Origin of the sequence: Pyxidicoccus caerfyrddinensis, assembly GCF_010894405.1 — a bacterium.
Taxonomy (GTDB): Bacteria; Myxococcota; Myxococcia; order Myxococcales; family Myxococcaceae; genus Myxococcus; species Myxococcus caerfyrddinensis.
Window position 1 is genome coordinate 1 of sequence record NZ_JAAIYA010000007.1, and the last position, 15,464, is coordinate 15,464.

Annotated in this window: 13 protein-coding genes; 3 read left to right on the forward strand and 10 right to left on the reverse strand. The window is 69.8% G+C overall.

Going from position 1 to position 15,464, the window contains the following annotated elements; translation table 11 throughout:
• From tssI to G4D86_RS17760, 3 genes are all read right to left on the reverse strand, one after another.
• Window positions 1–586: type VI secretion system tip protein TssI/VgrG (tssI, locus tag G4D86_RS17750; protein ID WP_163995162.1), on the reverse strand; the 586-nt coding region annotated here is incomplete at its 3' end.
• 107 nt (window positions 587–693) lie between these two features.
• The gene (locus G4D86_RS17755) at window positions 694–1,665 is read right to left on the reverse strand and encodes a cysteine hydrolase family protein (protein WP_163995163.1); all 972 of its coding nucleotides are present in this window, start codon (window positions 1,663–1,665) and stop codon (window positions 694–696) included.
• A 10-nt stretch (window positions 1,666–1,675) separates the two neighbouring features.
• Window positions 1,676–3,118 (reverse strand): nicotinate phosphoribosyltransferase, encoded by a 1,443-nt coding sequence (locus G4D86_RS17760; RefSeq protein ID WP_163995164.1) that lies wholly within the window; start codon window positions 3,116–3,118, stop codon window positions 1,676–1,678.
• Between the two features lie 122 nt (window positions 3,119–3,240).
• Between G4D86_RS17760 and G4D86_RS17765 the strand changes: the two genes are divergently transcribed.
• A complete protein-coding gene (locus tag G4D86_RS17765) occupies window positions 3,241–4,386 on the forward strand; it encodes an energy transducer TonB family protein (protein WP_163995165.1) in 1,146 nt (381 codons plus the stop codon).
• On the opposite strand, the gene G4D86_RS17770 is transcribed toward G4D86_RS17765, so the two are convergent.
• Genes G4D86_RS17770 through epmA form a run of 3 tightly spaced genes read right to left on the reverse strand, consistent with a single transcriptional unit; the run spans window position 4,383 to window position 6,813 of the window.
• A complete protein-coding gene (locus G4D86_RS17770) occupies window positions 4,383–5,075 on the reverse strand; it encodes an inorganic pyrophosphatase (protein ID WP_163995166.1) in 693 nt (230 codons plus the stop codon). The genes G4D86_RS17765 and G4D86_RS17770 overlap by 4 nt on opposite strands.
• The gene (locus tag G4D86_RS17775) at window positions 5,072–5,812 is read right to left on the reverse strand and encodes a lysophospholipid acyltransferase family protein (RefSeq protein ID WP_163995167.1); all 741 of its coding nucleotides are present in this window, start codon (window positions 5,810–5,812) and stop codon (window positions 5,072–5,074) included. Before G4D86_RS17775 ends, G4D86_RS17770 begins: the two co-directional genes overlap by 4 nt.
• Window positions 5,809–6,813, reverse strand: coding sequence for an EF-P lysine aminoacylase EpmA (gene epmA, locus G4D86_RS17780; protein WP_163995168.1), 1,005 nt, complete (start codon window positions 6,811–6,813; stop codon window positions 5,809–5,811). The genes G4D86_RS17775 and epmA overlap by 4 nt, the downstream gene beginning before the upstream one ends.
• Window positions 6,814–6,843: 30 nt before the next feature.
• On the opposite strand from epmA, the gene G4D86_RS17785 reads away from it, so the two are divergent.
• Window positions 6,844–8,619: a gluzincin family metallopeptidase gene (locus tag G4D86_RS17785; RefSeq protein ID WP_240360319.1), complete on the forward strand. Its 1,776-nt coding sequence runs from the start codon at window positions 6,844–6,846 to the stop codon at window positions 8,617–8,619.
• A gap of 63 nt (window positions 8,620–8,682) precedes the next feature.
• Here G4D86_RS17785 and G4D86_RS17790 read toward each other — a convergent pair whose 3' ends face one another.
• The 4 genes from G4D86_RS17790 to G4D86_RS17805 form a co-directional block, all read right to left on the reverse strand.
• The gene (locus G4D86_RS17790) at window positions 8,683–9,735 is read right to left on the reverse strand and encodes an SPFH domain-containing protein (protein ID WP_163995170.1); all 1,053 of its coding nucleotides are present in this window, start codon (window positions 9,733–9,735) and stop codon (window positions 8,683–8,685) included.
• A 194-nt stretch (window positions 9,736–9,929) separates the two neighbouring features.
• A complete protein-coding gene (locus G4D86_RS17795) occupies window positions 9,930–10,730 on the reverse strand; it encodes an ABC transporter permease subunit (RefSeq protein WP_163995171.1) in 801 nt (266 codons plus the stop codon).
• A gap of 3 nt (window positions 10,731–10,733) precedes the next feature.
• Window positions 10,734–11,651 (reverse strand): ABC transporter ATP-binding protein, encoded by a 918-nt coding sequence (locus G4D86_RS17800; protein WP_163995172.1) that lies wholly within the window; start codon window positions 11,649–11,651, stop codon window positions 10,734–10,736.
• Entirely contained in the window at window positions 11,648–13,951 is a 2,304-nt protein-coding gene (locus G4D86_RS17805) for an ArnT family glycosyltransferase (RefSeq protein WP_163995173.1), read from the reverse strand. The genes G4D86_RS17800 and G4D86_RS17805 overlap by 4 nt, the downstream gene beginning before the upstream one ends.
• Before the next feature lie 236 nt (window positions 13,952–14,187).
• On the opposite strand from G4D86_RS17805, the gene G4D86_RS17810 reads away from it, so the two are divergent.
• Window positions 14,188–15,462, forward strand: a complete 1,275-nt coding sequence (locus G4D86_RS17810; RefSeq protein WP_163995174.1) for a hypothetical protein — start codon at window positions 14,188–14,190, stop codon at window positions 15,460–15,462.
• Window positions 15,463–15,464 lie beyond the last annotated feature (2 nt).

The window sequence follows — 15,464 nt, forward strand, 5'->3', positions numbered from 1 at the left end:
GCCCTTGCGGCAGCGGCGCGTGCGCGCTGGGCTTGTCCCCCAGCACCAGCGTGTGTCCCGAGTCCGTGTGCTCGAAGAAGTAGAAGATGCCCTCCCACTCCATCAGCCGGCTGACGAAGGCGAAGTCACTCTCGCGGTACTGCACGCAGTACTCGCGCGCCGCGTAGCTGCCCGAGAGCGCCAGCCGCACCTCCACCCCTCCCTCCCCCAGCACCGCCTTGAGGATGTCCGGCACGCTCTTGCTCTGGAAGATGCGGCTCTTGTGCACCTGGGACAGCCGCCACAGCTTCGGCACCACGTGCGCCCGGTAGCGCCGCCGGCCCGTCTTCATCCCCAGCGACTCCACCTCGCGCACCTGGCCGTGCACGTAGCGCGCGTCGCTGTCACGCACCGACAGCGTCACCAGCGCGTCCTTCCCCACGAGGTCCGCCACCACCAGCGGCTCGCCATCCTTCGTGAAGAAGTCCACACGGAAGTCGTACAGCCGGCTGATGCCCTCCGTGCCGGACACTCCGGAGACACTCAGCTCGTCGGGGCCATGGGCACCGAGCTGCACGGAGAACGCGGGCGCACTGTGTCGCGACATGACTCCCCCTTCGCCACCTGTGGGCCTCCACCGGCGGCCGGGAACGGCGGCGAAAATTCTACCATAGGGGAGTCACCCCGGACGCATCCCCGGGACCGGGGGCGGAATCAGCCGTCGAGCGGGTCCGTGGTCCGCACCACCCGCATGCCCGCCGCGCGGAAGTCCCTCAGGGCCGCGTCCGCCACGCGGGGGAAGTCCAGCGCGGGGGGCAGCGGGTCCAGCGGAGGCGCCGGCACCGGGCTCATGGCGTCCTCCAGGATGAAGACGCGCCCCATCTTCGAGCGGTCCGTCCGCTCGATGTGCTGCCGCAGGTCCTGCAGCGTGGACAGCACGCAGTGGGACTTGGCCTGGCCGAAGACGTACACGCGGTCGAACGACATGAGGTGCTCGAAGAGGCGCGTGTTGAACTCGCCCACCTTCTGCCCCTTCACCTCCGTCACCTCGGGGGAGAGGACGGAGTAGTTCTCGGTGAGCGGGTGCTCGCCCTTGAGCTCGAACCAGGTGGGCGTGTCACGCACCAGGGCGTGGAAGAGGCTGGCCTCGTAGACGGCGGGCACCAGCGCGTGGCTGAGCCCACCCAGCAGGGCGTGGAAGGGCCAGATGGTGAGCACGTACCGGCCGGTGGCCTCCAGCCGCTCGCAGTAGGCGAGGCTCTCCTCCGGGAAGCGGGTGGCCTGCCAGCGGCCCGAGCGCACGTCGGCCACCGTAATCACCGACAGCGGCGCGGGAGGCCGCCCTTCCGCGTCGCGCCACCAGGCGGGGTGGAAGATTTGAAACGCGCGGTGGGTGTCGAGCGAGAACACCAGCTCGGTGATGCGGTCCAGGTGCGAGTAGAGGAAGCGCAGCGCGCGCTGCGTGTCCTCGACGGCGCCGGGGACGAAGAGGCTGGCGCCGGGAGTGCAGAAGGCCACCTGCACATCGATGCCGAAGGCGGCGATGCGCAGCCGGTCTTCTCGGGCGGGACGGATGCGGTGCTCGGCGGCGTAGCGACGGGCCTCGTCGGCCACCTCCGCGCCGCGCTCCAGGTGGAGCTGGCCGACGCGCGCGTCCTCGTGGAAGCGGGGCATGGGCAGGGGCATGGCGTCCTCTCTAGCGGCCCTTGGGGAAGTGGCGGCGTGTCAGCTCGTCCACGAGCTCTTTCGTGGCCTGGGTGTAGCCGATGCGGGCGTCGGTGGCGGACTCCTGCGCGCCGACGAGGGACGGGGCCTCGGCCGTGCTGTCCATGAGGGGGAAGTAACCCTCGGGTGCCGGCTCGCCCTCCTGGCCGACGAGGCCGATGGGCCCCGAGCCATGGCGGCGGCGGAAGAGGACGGGCGTGCCGGGGATGCTCTGCTTGCCTTCCGCCAGCTCGTTGCCGAACTTCATCACCGGGGTGCGGCCGGTGCTGGACAGCTTGTAGATGGCGGCGACGCGGTCCCGGGTGAGGGGGCAGTCCATGGTGCGGGCGACGATGTGGCCGCCATAGCCATAGAACTGCGCGGACGGCTCCCAGCCCACCTGACGGCGCAGGTCCTCGAACTCGCGGGTGGCCTGGGCGTCCAGGCCGTCCTCGAGGATGTTGACGGGGCGGATGCCCACGTCGCGCGCGCGCGTCACGGCGTAGAGGTACTGGAGCTTCTTGTTGCCCGAGTCGAAGCGGATGGAGTCCTGCGCGCTCGGGTCCTCGCGGATGAGCTGGAAGGCGGCGGGGATGCCGGAGGTGAGCGTGTCGAAGGTGTCCAGCAGGTAGCTGGAGCGGCCGGGCCGGCGCTCGCGCATGGCGCGGAAGGCGGCGTCATCCGAGCCGTAGCGCTGCACGTGCTCGTGGCCCATGGTACCCACGGGAATCATCCCCAGCTTGCGCGCGCCCTCGACGTTGGAGGTGCGCTGGACGCCGACCTCCTTGCAGGCGCGCAGGGCCAGCTCGTGGTGCTCCATGCAGGTGGCGGCGCGCAGGCCCACCTCGAAGATGCGGGCCGGGTCCTCGACGATGTCGATGAGCTCCTGCACGGTGGCGCGCACGCGGCGCAAGTAGCCCTCGGAGTCGACGGTGATGGGGACGGGCTTCACGCCGACGGCGTCGAGCGTCTCCAGGGCGATGGCCTTCTGCTCCTCGCAGGTGACGGTGGCGAGCGCGCGGGCGAGCGCGTCACGGTCCGCGAGCGCCTGGGTAGCCACCTGGACGCGGTAGTTGAGTTGCAGGAGCAGCGGCTCTACCCATGACACGAGGGCGGAGGGGCCGGTGACGGTGAGGATGGGCTCGCGAGGGAAGAAGAGCGCGCCGCGGGGGATGGCGCGGACGGTGAGCCTCTCCTTGCGGAGGATGGCGGCCTTGAAGCCGACGCCCATCTCGTAGTCGTAGCGGGCGAGGAACTCGTAGTCCTCGGGCTTGGGGTCGGGGAGCAGCGCCTTGACGTAGGCGGCCAGGTCGAGCGGCATGACCTGAAGGCCGCCCTTGCGGTGCGAGTAGTAGAAGGTCTCCTGGCGCAGGGGCCAGCCCGCCTCCGCCATGCTGAACTTGTAGCCATCCGTCGCGAGCAGCGAGGTCGCCATCCTGGGTGTACTCCTCCGTGTAGGAGGAGCCTAAGCGCGGGAGGGTGCTCTTTCCTACCCTTCCACCCGTTTCCCCCATGTTTCACGGGCGCGGCGAGGGAGCGGGGTTAAAAGCAGGGGCCATGTCGCCGGCTCCCTCTCGACGACTCCTCTTCGCGCTCGCCGCCAGCCTGGGCGCGCATGGGCTCCTATGGCTCCTCATGCAAGGGGAGGAGCGCGAGGTGCGCCGTCCTCCGGCGCCGGTGCCGGCCCCGGTGGAATGGGTCGAGGTGGAGGTGGCGCCTCCACCGCCACCTCCTCCCGAGCCCCCTGCCCCGGAGCCCTCCCGCACGGTGAAGCGTCCGCCGCCCACGCCAGCGAAGCCGGTCGTGCCCCCTGAGGCCGACGTGCCGCGAGCGGAACCCCGTCCCACGGACATGCCCCGCGCGGAGGCGCAGCGAGCGGACCTGCTGCCCTCGGACATGCCGCGTGCCGAGCCGACAGGCCCGCGGCTGTTGCTCGCGACGCGAGCGGTGACGGCGCCGGTGGACCGGGGAGACCCGGTGGCCACGCTCGACGCGGGAGTGCCGGACCCGCAGGCCTCGGCGCAAGCGCTCGTGCAGGACCTCGTCTCCGAGGGCATCGGCCGAGGCAAGGTGGAGCGCGGGCTCGTGCACCCGTACTTCAGCCAGCTCGGCAAGGCACTGATGAAGGCGTGGGACGCGGACCGCTCGGTGAAGGAGCACGGCCTGCAGGGCTACTTCGACATGGGCATGGAGCGCGGCCGGGCGTACTCGCGCATCTGGCTGGAGCGCGCGGAGCACTACGGCGACTCGGGCTCCTTCGGCGCGAAGGACGCACCGGAGGCAGACCGCCGCAGGCCCGCGAGCACCGTGGGAGACCCCACGCTCCAGGCCCGCCGCGAGCTGCGGCAGAAGATGCGCGAGGAGTTCCGCGCCACCCGCCGCGCCACCATCCGCGTGGTGCAGGACGCGCAGGGTCAGCTCCTGGACGTGAAGCTCGTGAGCCCCAGCCACCAGCCCGAGGTGGACCAGGAAGCCATCAAGGACGTGCGCGCCGCGGCGGAGAAGCTGCCCCCACCACCCGCCGAGGCGGTCGGCAACCGCGAGCGCATCACCAGCCTCTGGCAGTTCGAGCTGATCATCTCCATCAGCCCGCCCATTCCGTCCTTCACCTTCGAGTTCGACGAAGCGCTCGGCTTCATCGACACCCGCATGCCGCTGGACCGCCGCATCTACAAGCGCGTGCGGCTGCTGGAAGTTCGCTAGCTCGCGCGAGCCCGCGTCCGGGCCTTGCGCGCCGGCCGCGAGCGGCTCTCCGTCATGTTGGCCTTCGTGCCGTACAGCCTCTCGTAGTCCTTCATGCTGCGCTTGATGACCTCGAGCGCCTCGGGCTGGTCATAGACCTCGGCGATTTCGACGCTGCGCTTCCCCTCGCCGGGAATCTGCTTGTACGTGAGGAAGTAGTGCTTGAGCCGGTCCAGCAGCGCGCGCGGCAGCTGCGCGATGTGCTGCAGCTCGCCGTACACCAGGTCCGACTCCAGCACCGCGATGATCTTGTCGTCGGCCTCGTTGCCGTCGACCATCCGGAAGCCGCCAATCGGCACCGCGCGCACCAACAGATTCCCGTTGGAGATGACCTTCTCCGTCAGCACGCAGATATCAATCGGGTCGCGGTCGCCCTGGATGTCCTTGCGCCCCGTGCGCTCGGCGCAGCGCTTCGCCACCAGCTCGTCGCAGTACGTCTGCGGGATGAAGCCGTAGAGCGTGGGGCACTGGCTGCTGAAGCGCTGCGGCCGGTCCAGCTTCAGGATGCCGGACTCCTTGTCCAGCTCGTACTTCACGGCGTCCGTGGGGACGATTTCGATGTACGCGGTGACGATGGAAGGAGCTTCTTCCCCGGGCGTGATGCCATGCCACGGGTGAGCCTGGGATGTGGTCTGTACGGGCTTCTTCATGGAACGTCTCCCGAGCGCTTGCACGCCTCGGCATAGAGTTGAGCGACCGCGTCCTCCAGCCGGCGCGTGAGCGCGTCGCGGTCTTGAATCGTCAGGCCCTCGGTGGGGATGGGCTTGCCCACCACCAGCGCCACGCGCTGGCCCCACCGCACCGCCCGGCCTCCCTTGGGAAGAATGAGCCGTGTGCCTGACACGGCCAGGGGCACCACCGGCACGCCCGCTTGGATGGCGAGCGCCGCGGCCCCCTTCTTGAACGGCCGCAAGAGGCCGTCCTCGCTGCGCGTGCCCTCCGCGAAGAAGAGCACGCTCACCCGCTCGCGCACGGCCTTCGCGGCCTCGGACAGGCGGGCCCTGTCTCCGCCGCCGCCCGTGCGCTCCACCGGGATGTTGCCCGCGCGCCGCAGCGCCGCGCCGAACACCGGAATCTTGAAGAGCTCCGCCTTCGCCACGTAGCGCGTGTGCTTGCGGATGTGCGCGAAGTTCAGCGGCGCGTCGAAATGCGACTGGTGGTTGCTCACGAAGACGACGTGGCCTTCCGCCGGGATGTTCTCCAGCCCCACCGCCTCATGCCTCACCCCCGCCGACGCCAGCACCGAGCGCCCCCACAGCACCAGGGCCTGGTCCGCGCGCTCCACGTCCTTCCGCAGCGACAGCGCCGATACCACCGTGGAGAACACGCCCGTGAGACCCACCGCCGCCGAGCCGGCGAACGCCGTCTGCAGGAGTTTGCGAATCACACGAACTCGTGGGCGGGGAACAGGAGGACATCCGAGATGCGCTGGACCCCGAGCAGCAACATCAGGATTCGGTCGAGCCCCACGGCGATGCCCGCCGAGGGTGGCATTCGACCTACCGCGTCAAGGAACCGCTCGTCCAGTGGATACACGGACCGCCCCAGCCGACGCCTGAGTTCCTGTTCTTCCACCAACCGCGCCCGCTGCTCCTGAGGGTCCGTCAGCTCGGAGAACCCGTTCGCCAGCTCCAGGCCCTTCGCGTACAGCTCCACCCGCTCCGCCACCGCCGCGTCCCCGGGCTTCAGCCGGGAGAGCGCCGCCATGGACGCAGGATACTCAATCAGGAAGGTGGGCCGCTCGTGGCCCAGCCCGGTCTCCACCCGCTGCAGGAAGAGGTGGAAGAAGATGTCGTCGAAGCTCTCCGAGTCGCCGGTGCGCACGCCCGCGGCCTCGGCAGCCCGCTTGAGCGAGGGCCCGTCCGCATGCACGCGGATGTCCACGCCCGTGGCGCGCAGCACCGCGTCGCGCACGGTGAGCCGCTCGTAGGGCGTGCGCGTGAAGAAGGCCGGGTCCGCGCCGGGCTCACCCTCCGTCGCGCTGCGTCCTGCCTCGGCGAGCGCACCCTCCAGGTCGTCCATGATGCCGTGGTAGTCCGCCCGGGGCCGGTAGAACTCCAACATCGTGAATTCCGGGTTGTGGGTGGGGGACACCTCGCCGTTCCGGAACACCTTGCAGATTTGGAAGAGGGGCCCCGCCCCGTCGGCGAGCAGGCGCTTCATCGCGTACTCGGGGCTGGTGTGGAGGTAGAGCGTCCTCGCACGGCCGATGTCGGTCTCCGGGATGAAGCCGGCCTCGAAGGCGTTGATGTGCGGCTCCATGCCGGGCGCGGGGATGAGGAGCGGCGTTTCCACCTCCAGGTAGTCATGGGAGGCGAAGAAACGTCGCAGGGCGGAGTAGAGGGCCTGACGCCCCCGGGCAGCCCGCCATTGAGAAAGGTTGGGCATGGGCAGCGCGGAAGTAACATGAGGCCCCACATGCACCCAAGGATTCCCCTGCTGCTCGCTGTTGCCTTCTGCATCACCGCCTGCCCCAAAGGTCCACCGGCGGATGCCCGGAAGGCGCTCACCGAGCAGCAGCAGCTCACCGCCGACGTGAAGGACCTCACCACGCAGGCCGAGGCGCTCCTGGAGGCTCAGCACCGGCTGGTGTGGGTCTTCTGGACGGAGGGCCGCCACGTGGACGTCGCCGGGACGTACGCGGGCAAGGAGGCGCTCTTCAGCATCGAGAACATCCGCAAAATCGACCGGCTCCGGCAGCTCACGACGGACGCGCGCGAGGTGCGCGCCCTCACCGCGCTGCACTCGCACTTCGCCGGCGAGTACCTCTCGCGCGCGCTCGCCGAGTTCAACGACGCGGCCGCCAACCTGGAGGCGTCACTCACCTTCAACGTGGACGGGAAGGACCTCCGCTACCGGGATTTGGAGCGACTGCTCGCCAACGAGCGGACGGTGGCGCGGCGGCACGCCATGTACACGGCGGCCACGCCCGCGCTCGAGCGGCTCAACCAGACGCTGCGGCGGCGCGAGGAGCGCGCGGAGGAGCTGGTGCGCGAGCTGGGCTTCTCCTCGTACGAGGCCTTCGGCGGCGAGCTGCGGCAGGCGGACCTGGGGAAGCTGAGCGTGCTGGCGGAGGAAATCCTCCAGGCCACGCAGGCGCCGTACCGGGTGGTGATGGAGCGGCTGAGCCAGCGCGAATTGGGCATGCCCTTCAAGGACATCACCCGCGCGGACATCCCCCGGCTGTTCCGCTCGCGCGAGGTGGAGGACGCCTTCCCCAAGGGCGAGTCGCTGCTCAAGGCGCACGGCACGTTGTCGGGGATGAACATCGACCTGGCCGAGCTGCCCAACGTGAAGATTGATTCACGCGATTTGCCGCGCAAGAGCTCGCGCCCGCTGGCCCTGGCGGTGCGGGTGCCGGACGACGTGCGGCTGTCGTTCAAGCCGGGCTCGGGCGCGCTGCACCAGGCGCGGGTGCTGCATGAGTTCGGGCATGCGCTGCACTCGGCCTTCACGAAGGAGACGCGCTTCGAGCTGGCGCGGCTGGGCAACCCCACGGTGGGCGAGGCGTACTCGGCGCTCTTCGAAGATTTGGTGGAGGACCCGGTGTGGCTGGAGGAGCACGCGGGCGTCGCGGGCGAGCAGCGCTCGAAGTACCTGGCGGCGTCCAGCGCGCACAAGCTGTACCTCATCCGTCACGCGGCGGGGCGGCTCCTGTACCAGCTGGAGCTGCACCGGCGCGTGGAGGCGGACCCGAAGGAGCTGTACCGCGAAATCATGTCGCGCACGGACGACATGCCGATGACGGACGAGGACATCGCGCGCTACCTCGTGGACCAGGAGGACTTCTTCCAGTCCGCGGACAGCTTCCGCGCGTGGTTCCTCGCGGGGCAGCTCCAGGCGCAGCTCAAGGCGCGCTTCGGCCCGGCGTGGTGGCGCTCGCCGCAGTCCGGCCAGTTCCTCAAGGACTTGTGGGCCAAGGGCAACGCGCTGTCCGCGCGCGAGGTGGCCGAGGCGATTGGCGAAAAGACCATCTCCCCGGACGTGCTGCTGCTGCGGCTGGGCACCACGCTCCAGGTGCCGATGAAGCTCAACCTGGAGGGAGTGGAGGACGCCATCCTCCCCGCCGCGCCCGGGCTGGAGGACTTCACCCAGCCGCCCCCGCCGCCAGGCCTGGAGGAGTTCACGACGCCGCCCGAGCAGAAACAGGCCGCACCGAAGGCGCCGGTGCCGCAGGCGGGCGACGGGCGCTGAAACGAACAGGGCCCCCATCCGCGGTGGATGGAGGCCCTGGAATCGCATTGCTTCAGCGCGGCACTACAGGAGCTTCATCAGCTCCGCGCGCTTGGCGTTGTACTCCTCGTCGGAGAGCACGCCCGCGTCCTTCAGCTCCTTGATTTCCTTCAGGCGCTGCGCGGGGCTGCGCGTGTCGGCGGGAGCCGCCTGGGGCGAGGGCTCCTGCGGGCGCTGCTGCTGGCCCTGCTGGTTCATGAACTGCTGGGCCATGCCGAAGCCCATGCCCATGCCCATGCCGCCCAGCGCGTTGCCGGCACCGCCACCGCCGTCGCCGCCGCCCTTGGCCATGCCCTCGGCCGCGCCGAGCATCGCCTGACCCTGCGCGTACTGCTGGAAGCCGCCCGCCAGGCGTGAGTACGCCACGTCCTTGGACAGCTTCTTCAGCGTCGCCTCGTCCTCCGGCTTGATGCTGACGTGGAAGTTGCCCATCCGGACCACGGTGAGACCGTAGCCGTCCACGTGCGGCTTCAGCCCGCCGATGACCTCGGTCTCGATTTCTTCCGTGTACGCGCCGCTCGTCACGTCGAGCAGGGGCCAGCGCTTCTTCACCAGGAGCTCGGCGATGCGGTCGCGCGTCACCTTGAGCACCTGGTTCTTGAACCAGCCCAGCAGTTCGTCGTTGCTGGTGCGGCCCATGCCCACGAGGCCCACCACCAGCTTCTCCGGGTCCGTCACGCGGATGGAGAAGTCGCCGTACACCATGGTGCCGATGCCCAGGCCCGTCTCCGGGTCTCGCACGTCACCGATGGGGCCGCCGAACTTCACACCGGCCACCTCGCGCACCGAGACGAAGAAGACCTCGGAGATGAAGAGGTTGCCGCCAGTGAAGCTCTCCATCAGGCGGGCGAGGAAGGGGATGTTGTTGGTGTCGAGCGTGTGCCGCCCGGGCCCCAGCTTGCCCTCGACCTTGCCGTCCTTCACGAAGAGGGCGACCTCGTCGGCGTCGACGGTCAGCTGGGTCAGCATCCGGATGTTGTTCTCCGGATACTTGTAGATGATCTCGCCCTTCGCCGAGTCCGCCCGCGCGATGAAGTTGCGCTTCGCCTCGCCCTTGATGCTGTCGAAGATACCCATTGCTCGTCAGCGCCTCCGTGGCCGCGTCGGCAGCCGGTCAACCCGCACCGCCTCCCGCCCCTCTTAAGAACGTGGCACCCACGACGAAAGCGCGCCCGCCTTCGCCCGGCTGCTTGCTCGCAACATGCCAGTTTCACTGGCCATTGCCTAGCCGCTCGCCCCGCTGGCGGCCTGTCTCGGCCCGGTAGCGGACGTCAGCCCCAGCGGCTGACGAGGCGCTCGCGGTCCAAGAGGCGGATGCTCGCCCACAGCAGGATGGCATCCAGCACCAGCACCACGGCGCCCTGGAGCGCGTAGTAGGCCAGCCCCGCCTTGAGGAAGCCGGCCACCTGTCCGCCCACCATGCCGACGAGGGGCAGCACCACCAGCGCGGAGAGCTGCTGCGCCATGCGTGCCTCGCTCACCCGCGCGGAGATGAGCACCGCCACGCCGTTGCCGAAGAAGGCGAACAGCGGAGCGATGACGAACACGCCGAAGGTCCACAGCGCGTTGGGCATCAGCGGCATCTGCACCAGCGGCCACGCGACGATGTCCACGCCCACGCAGAAGCAGATGAAGGCCGCCCAGGTAATCACCACCGCGGGCACCAACGCCGCCAGGCTCTTGCCCGTCACCAGCTCCGCCGCCGTCACCGGCGAGGCGAGCAGCGGCTCCAGCGTGCGCCGCTCCTTCTCTCCCGCCACGCTCTGCGAGGCGATGAGGATGGGGACGAAGACGGGCATCACCAGGAACATGCCGAACCAGTCGGTGAGCGTCTTGTCGATGAGGAAGCGCGCCGCGCTCGCGCCCAGCGGCAGGTTGGGGTCGTAGAACATGGCCACGCTGCGCAGGTCCGCGTGGTTGGGCGTGCGCACGTAGGACCAGACGACGCCGATGGGCACCAGCACCATGACGGTGGGCAGCACCGCCATGGACACCAGCAGGCCCAGGTTCTTCCGCAGGTCCAGGAAGTCCTTCCAGAAGACCGCCATCGCCCGCCGGGGACGGAACGCCATGGGCTACCCCCTCCCCTCTTGCAGCAGGTCCAGATACACCTCTTCGAGCGGCCGCTGGGCGGGCACCGCGCTGTGCACTCGCGCGCCCGCGCCCACCAGGCATGCCAGCACGTCCGGCGCGTGCGCCTCGTCCGCCAGCATGACGCGCAGCCGCGCCCCTTCCGCCAGCACGTTGGGTGCGAAGGGCAGCGACGCCAGCACGTTGAGGAAGCGCTCCGCCTCGCCGTCCACGCGCACGTCCAGCGCCTGCCCCGCGCGCCGCAACTCGCGCACCGGGCCAATGGCCAGCAGCCGGCGCTTCACCACGCCCACGCGCTCGCACAGGCGCTCCACCTCCGACAGGTTGTGCGAGCACAGGACGATGGTGCGCCCCTCCGACGCCAGCTCCGCCACCGCGTCGCGCACCGTGCGCGCGGACTCCGGGTCCAGGCCGCTGGTGGGCTCGTCGAGGAAGATGACCTGGGGGTCGTGCACCAGCGTGCGGACGATGGCCAGCTTCTGCCGCATGCCCTTGGAGAAGCCGCCCACCGGCTCCGCGTCGCGCCCGCCCAGCCCGAAGCGGCGCAGGTAGTCCTGCGCGCGAGGCCACGCCTTGGCTTCGTCCAATTCGTGCAGCTTCATGAAGAAGCGCAGGTTCTCCCGCGCGGTGAGCCGGTCGTAGAGGCCGGGCTGCTCGGTGAGCAGCCCCACCACCTTGCGCAGCGCCTCGCCGTCGCGGTCCACGCGGTGGCCCCACACGGTGGCCTCGCCCTCGCTGGGGCTGAGCAGGCCGGTGAGCATGCGCACCGTGGTCGTCTTCCCCGCGCCGTTGGGCCCGAGCAGGCCGAACACCTCACCGGGCCGCACGTGGAAGGAGAGTCCCTCCACCGCCGTGCGGTCCCCGAAGCGCTTTCCCAGGCCCTCGACGTGGATACCGCTCAATCGACCGTCACCAGGACGAACTTGTTGTTGATGTCGCGGTCCACGGGCGTGACGACCTTGTCCGCGCCCACCGCGTTGCGCAGCAGGTTGAGGCGGTTGTGCTCCACCAGCACCCACTCCCGGCCGGGCCGCGCCGCCAGGTTGCGCATGCGCGTGTTGGAGTCCGTGCTGCGGTACTGCTCCACCGTGTTGCGCGAGTAGAACGTCTCACCGCGCCAGTTCATCATGAACGCGACGATGGGCTCGTCCGGCTTGCGCTGCTCGTAGTACCGCCAGAACAGGTCGCGCTGCGTCCAGTGGTGGGACAGGTCCACCCAGTGGCTCCAGTTGAACCAGAGGGCCACGCCCGCGGCCAGCGCCCAGAAGGTGCCGAACAGCATCACCCGCGCGCGCATGATGGCCGCCACCACCGCCAGCGCCCCGGCCACCGCGAAGGTGAAGCCCAGGGTGCTCTTGATGTTGACGGGCTCGGACAGCGCCTTGAGCAGCGAGTCCTCCGCCACCGGCTGGCGGAAGCCGCGCACCGCGAGCGCTATGCCCGCCACCGCGATGAGGCCCGCCACCGCCTGCAGCGTGGAGCGCGCCTCCGTGCCCGGGCGCGAGGCCTGCCAGGCCAGGAAGCCGGCCACCGCCAGCATTGCCAGGCCCAGCAGCGCCTCCGCGGACACCTGCGCCTGCGACGCCACCGCGCCCAGCGTGGCCACGCCGGACAGCAGGAGCAGCAGCGCCACCGCGCGAGCCCCCGGCGTCGCCTTGTCCTTCGAGCGCGCGGAGAAGGCGTCGAAGGAGAGGTACACACCGAAGGCCAGCAGCACCAGCGTCACCAGGTCGCCCGTCCACAGCGGGCGCGAGGCGAAGAAGGCGATGGGCTTGGTCACCAGTTCCTGAGGGTACGGACGGTCGTAGTTGTAGACGAACAGGTCGGTGAAGTTCTTCGGGTTCTCCGCCAGGTCCTTGCCCACGAGGATGAAGAGGACGAGCCCGAAGATGAGGCTCACCGCGTGCGCGGAGATGCCCTCCTCCCACAGCCGGTCGGCGAAGAGCGCCAGGAGGATGGCCATGCCCGGCAGCACCGGGAAGACGTAGTGGTGGAACTTGGTGGCGCTGGAGGCCAGCAGCCAGAAGGAGAAGGCCACCCACAGCACGGCGATGATGGCCAGGTGGTCCGCCTTGCTCGCCGAGCGCAGCTTCAAGCGCGAGACGACCGCGAAGGCGCCCGGCAGCAGGGCCACCCAGGGGAAGATGGCGTAGCCGCCCTGCTCGATGAAGTAGATGAACGTGCCACCCGGCGTGGTGGTGTGCACGCCCGCCGTGAGGCGGTTGAGGTGGTCGTGGATGAAGAAGCGGTACCAGAAGAGCTTGCCCTCATCGTCCACGTTCTTGAACAGGGACATGGTGAGGTACCAGGGCACCGCCACCGCGAGGAAGACGAGGATGCCCGTGCCCAGGTGCATCCGGAACATCTGCCCCCACAGCACCGGCATGGCCTTGCGGCCCTCGCGCACGTCCTTGCGGAAGCCGCGGTCCGTCAGCCACTTGAGGTGCGAGTCCAGGCTGGCGCCGTCCCAGGGGATGACGGCCAGGATGGCGTACAACGCCAGGATGACGGCGGGCAGGCCCACGCCGAGCAGGCCCTTGGCCAGCGTGGACAGGCCGGCGAAGAAGTAGAAGCCGTACCACCAGGCGGCGCGGTGCTTCGTCGTGTCATCCAGTTGCGCGATGAGCGCGCACGCCATGGCGCAGATGAACGTGGTGACGAAGGGAGTGTCCGTCACCGTCTGCCGGGTGAGCAGGAAGTACAGCGGCATGGTGGCCAGGATGAAGCCGGTGGCCAGGCCCGCGCGGCGGCTCACCACGCGCGCCACCGCCAGCGACAGCAGCGCCACGGCGGTGATGCTCAAGAGGGCGAAGGGAACGCGCATGCCCCACTCGGTGTACAGGCCCAGCGCGCCTTCGGTGCGCACGGTGCCCACCACCTCCATCCCCAGCGCCTGCATCCACATGGTGAGCGGCGGCTTGGAGAAGAACCAGGAGCCTTCCCAGAAGGGGTACACGTAGTCGCGGCGCTCGATCATCATCCGAGCCACCTCGCCGTAGTGCGTCTCCCAGCAGTCCCAGAGCCCCACCGCCCCCAGATAGGGGAGGAAGAGCAGGGCCGCGAAGCCGGCCGTGGCCACCACGACGCGCGTACTGAAGGGCAGCGCCAGCCACCGCTTCATCCAATTCGCCGAGAGGGTCTCCTTGCCGAGGATGGCCTCGGTGAAGGTCTGCTCTCCCTGCTGTTCGCCTTCGCTCGCCACGGGCTGAAGCTCCTTGAGTCGTTTCGGGCGGATGGCCCGCGCACAGGGCACGGGCCGCGGCCTTATATCCCCGCCGCCCCCTCCGGTCGACCACGGGGGCACCGCGGTGTGCAGGGGGACGCGCCATTGTGCAGGAGCCTGCACGCCGTGGGGAGTCCAACCCCGCGAAAGCCCGACCTCCGGCCGGGGGCACGAGCCTTGTAATGGTTGGTGGCCGCCCTTTTCGAGGAGACTTCATGCTCGCACCCGCCGTGGCCCTGGGATGTGCCCTCCTGCTCGCACAGGCAGGAGGCGGCGAGGAGGAGGACACCGAGGCCCGGGCGCGGGAGCTTCTGTCCCACCTGGGCGAGAAGCCCGCCAGCCCTCCCGTCATCCAGCCCCCCGCCTCGCCCCTGCCCATGCAGGACCCGAACGCCGCTACCGTGTGCCTGACGCTGCCGCCGACGAAGGCGGTGCCCTCCGGGAGGTGGCGGGCACAGTGTGACGATTCGACGAAGCGGTGCCTCGTGGCGCCGATGTACGAGCTGGACGCCGACGGCGTGGAGACGGAGCGCACGCTGGAGCGGGTGGGGCCGTGCACCGACGAGTCGTACTTCTCGGACGCGCTCCGGCTGAAGACGTACCGGCTGGAGCCCGCCGTCGCCGACGCGCCCCCCGGCTGGTACCGCGACGAGCGCGGGCGGGTGATGCAGTTCAACTTCGACCTGAACCGGCGCCTGTGGCTGGGCGGCGCGTGGGCACCGCTCCTGCGCGACGGTGAGGTGGAGGGCCGCATGCGCGCGGACTTCGGCATCTCCGTGGAGGTTCCTGGCGAAGGCAAGCGGCTGCACCGGCTGCGCTTCCTGGAGACGGAGCTGTTCCTGGGCGAGCCGTCCTTCGAGACGACGCTGCTGCGCTACGACTTCAGCGTGGAGCGCGCCGAGCCGCTCTTCCGCGTGACGACCTTCTTCGGCAAGCCGCGGCGCTACGACATCGACATCAACCTGGGCCTGTGGATGGAGGTGCTGCACGCGGAGGAACTCGAGCGCGAGGACACCAAGGCCGGCTTCCTCACCTGGGGCGCGGTGCATGCGACGTTGGACCTGTGGCACTCGAAGGACCTGGTCTCCTACGTGCGCGTGCGCGCGGGCCCTTCCGTGGAGCGCGACTACAAGAACGGCTTCACCACGCTGGTACCGGGCGCGGCGCTGGAGGGGGATTTGACGTTGGACCGGGACGGCTTCCACCACCTGCGCGTGGGCGTGGAGGCGGAGAAGGTGCTGCTGGCCCAATCGGTGGAGGGACGCCCGCTGCGGCCGGAGCGGCTGCGCGTGAATGCCGGCTACGAGCTCATCCTCCTGGCCATCAACGACCAGCCGCTGAGCCTGGTGGTGGACGGGCGCGGCGCCTGGCGAGAGGACCTGCAAAACGTCCCGGCGCAGTGGGAGTGGTCCGGCTCGGCGGGGCTGCGCTTCTCGCTGTGGGCCCCGGCACGCCGCTCGGCGCCCTTGGCCACGGCCGCGAGGGAGTAGGC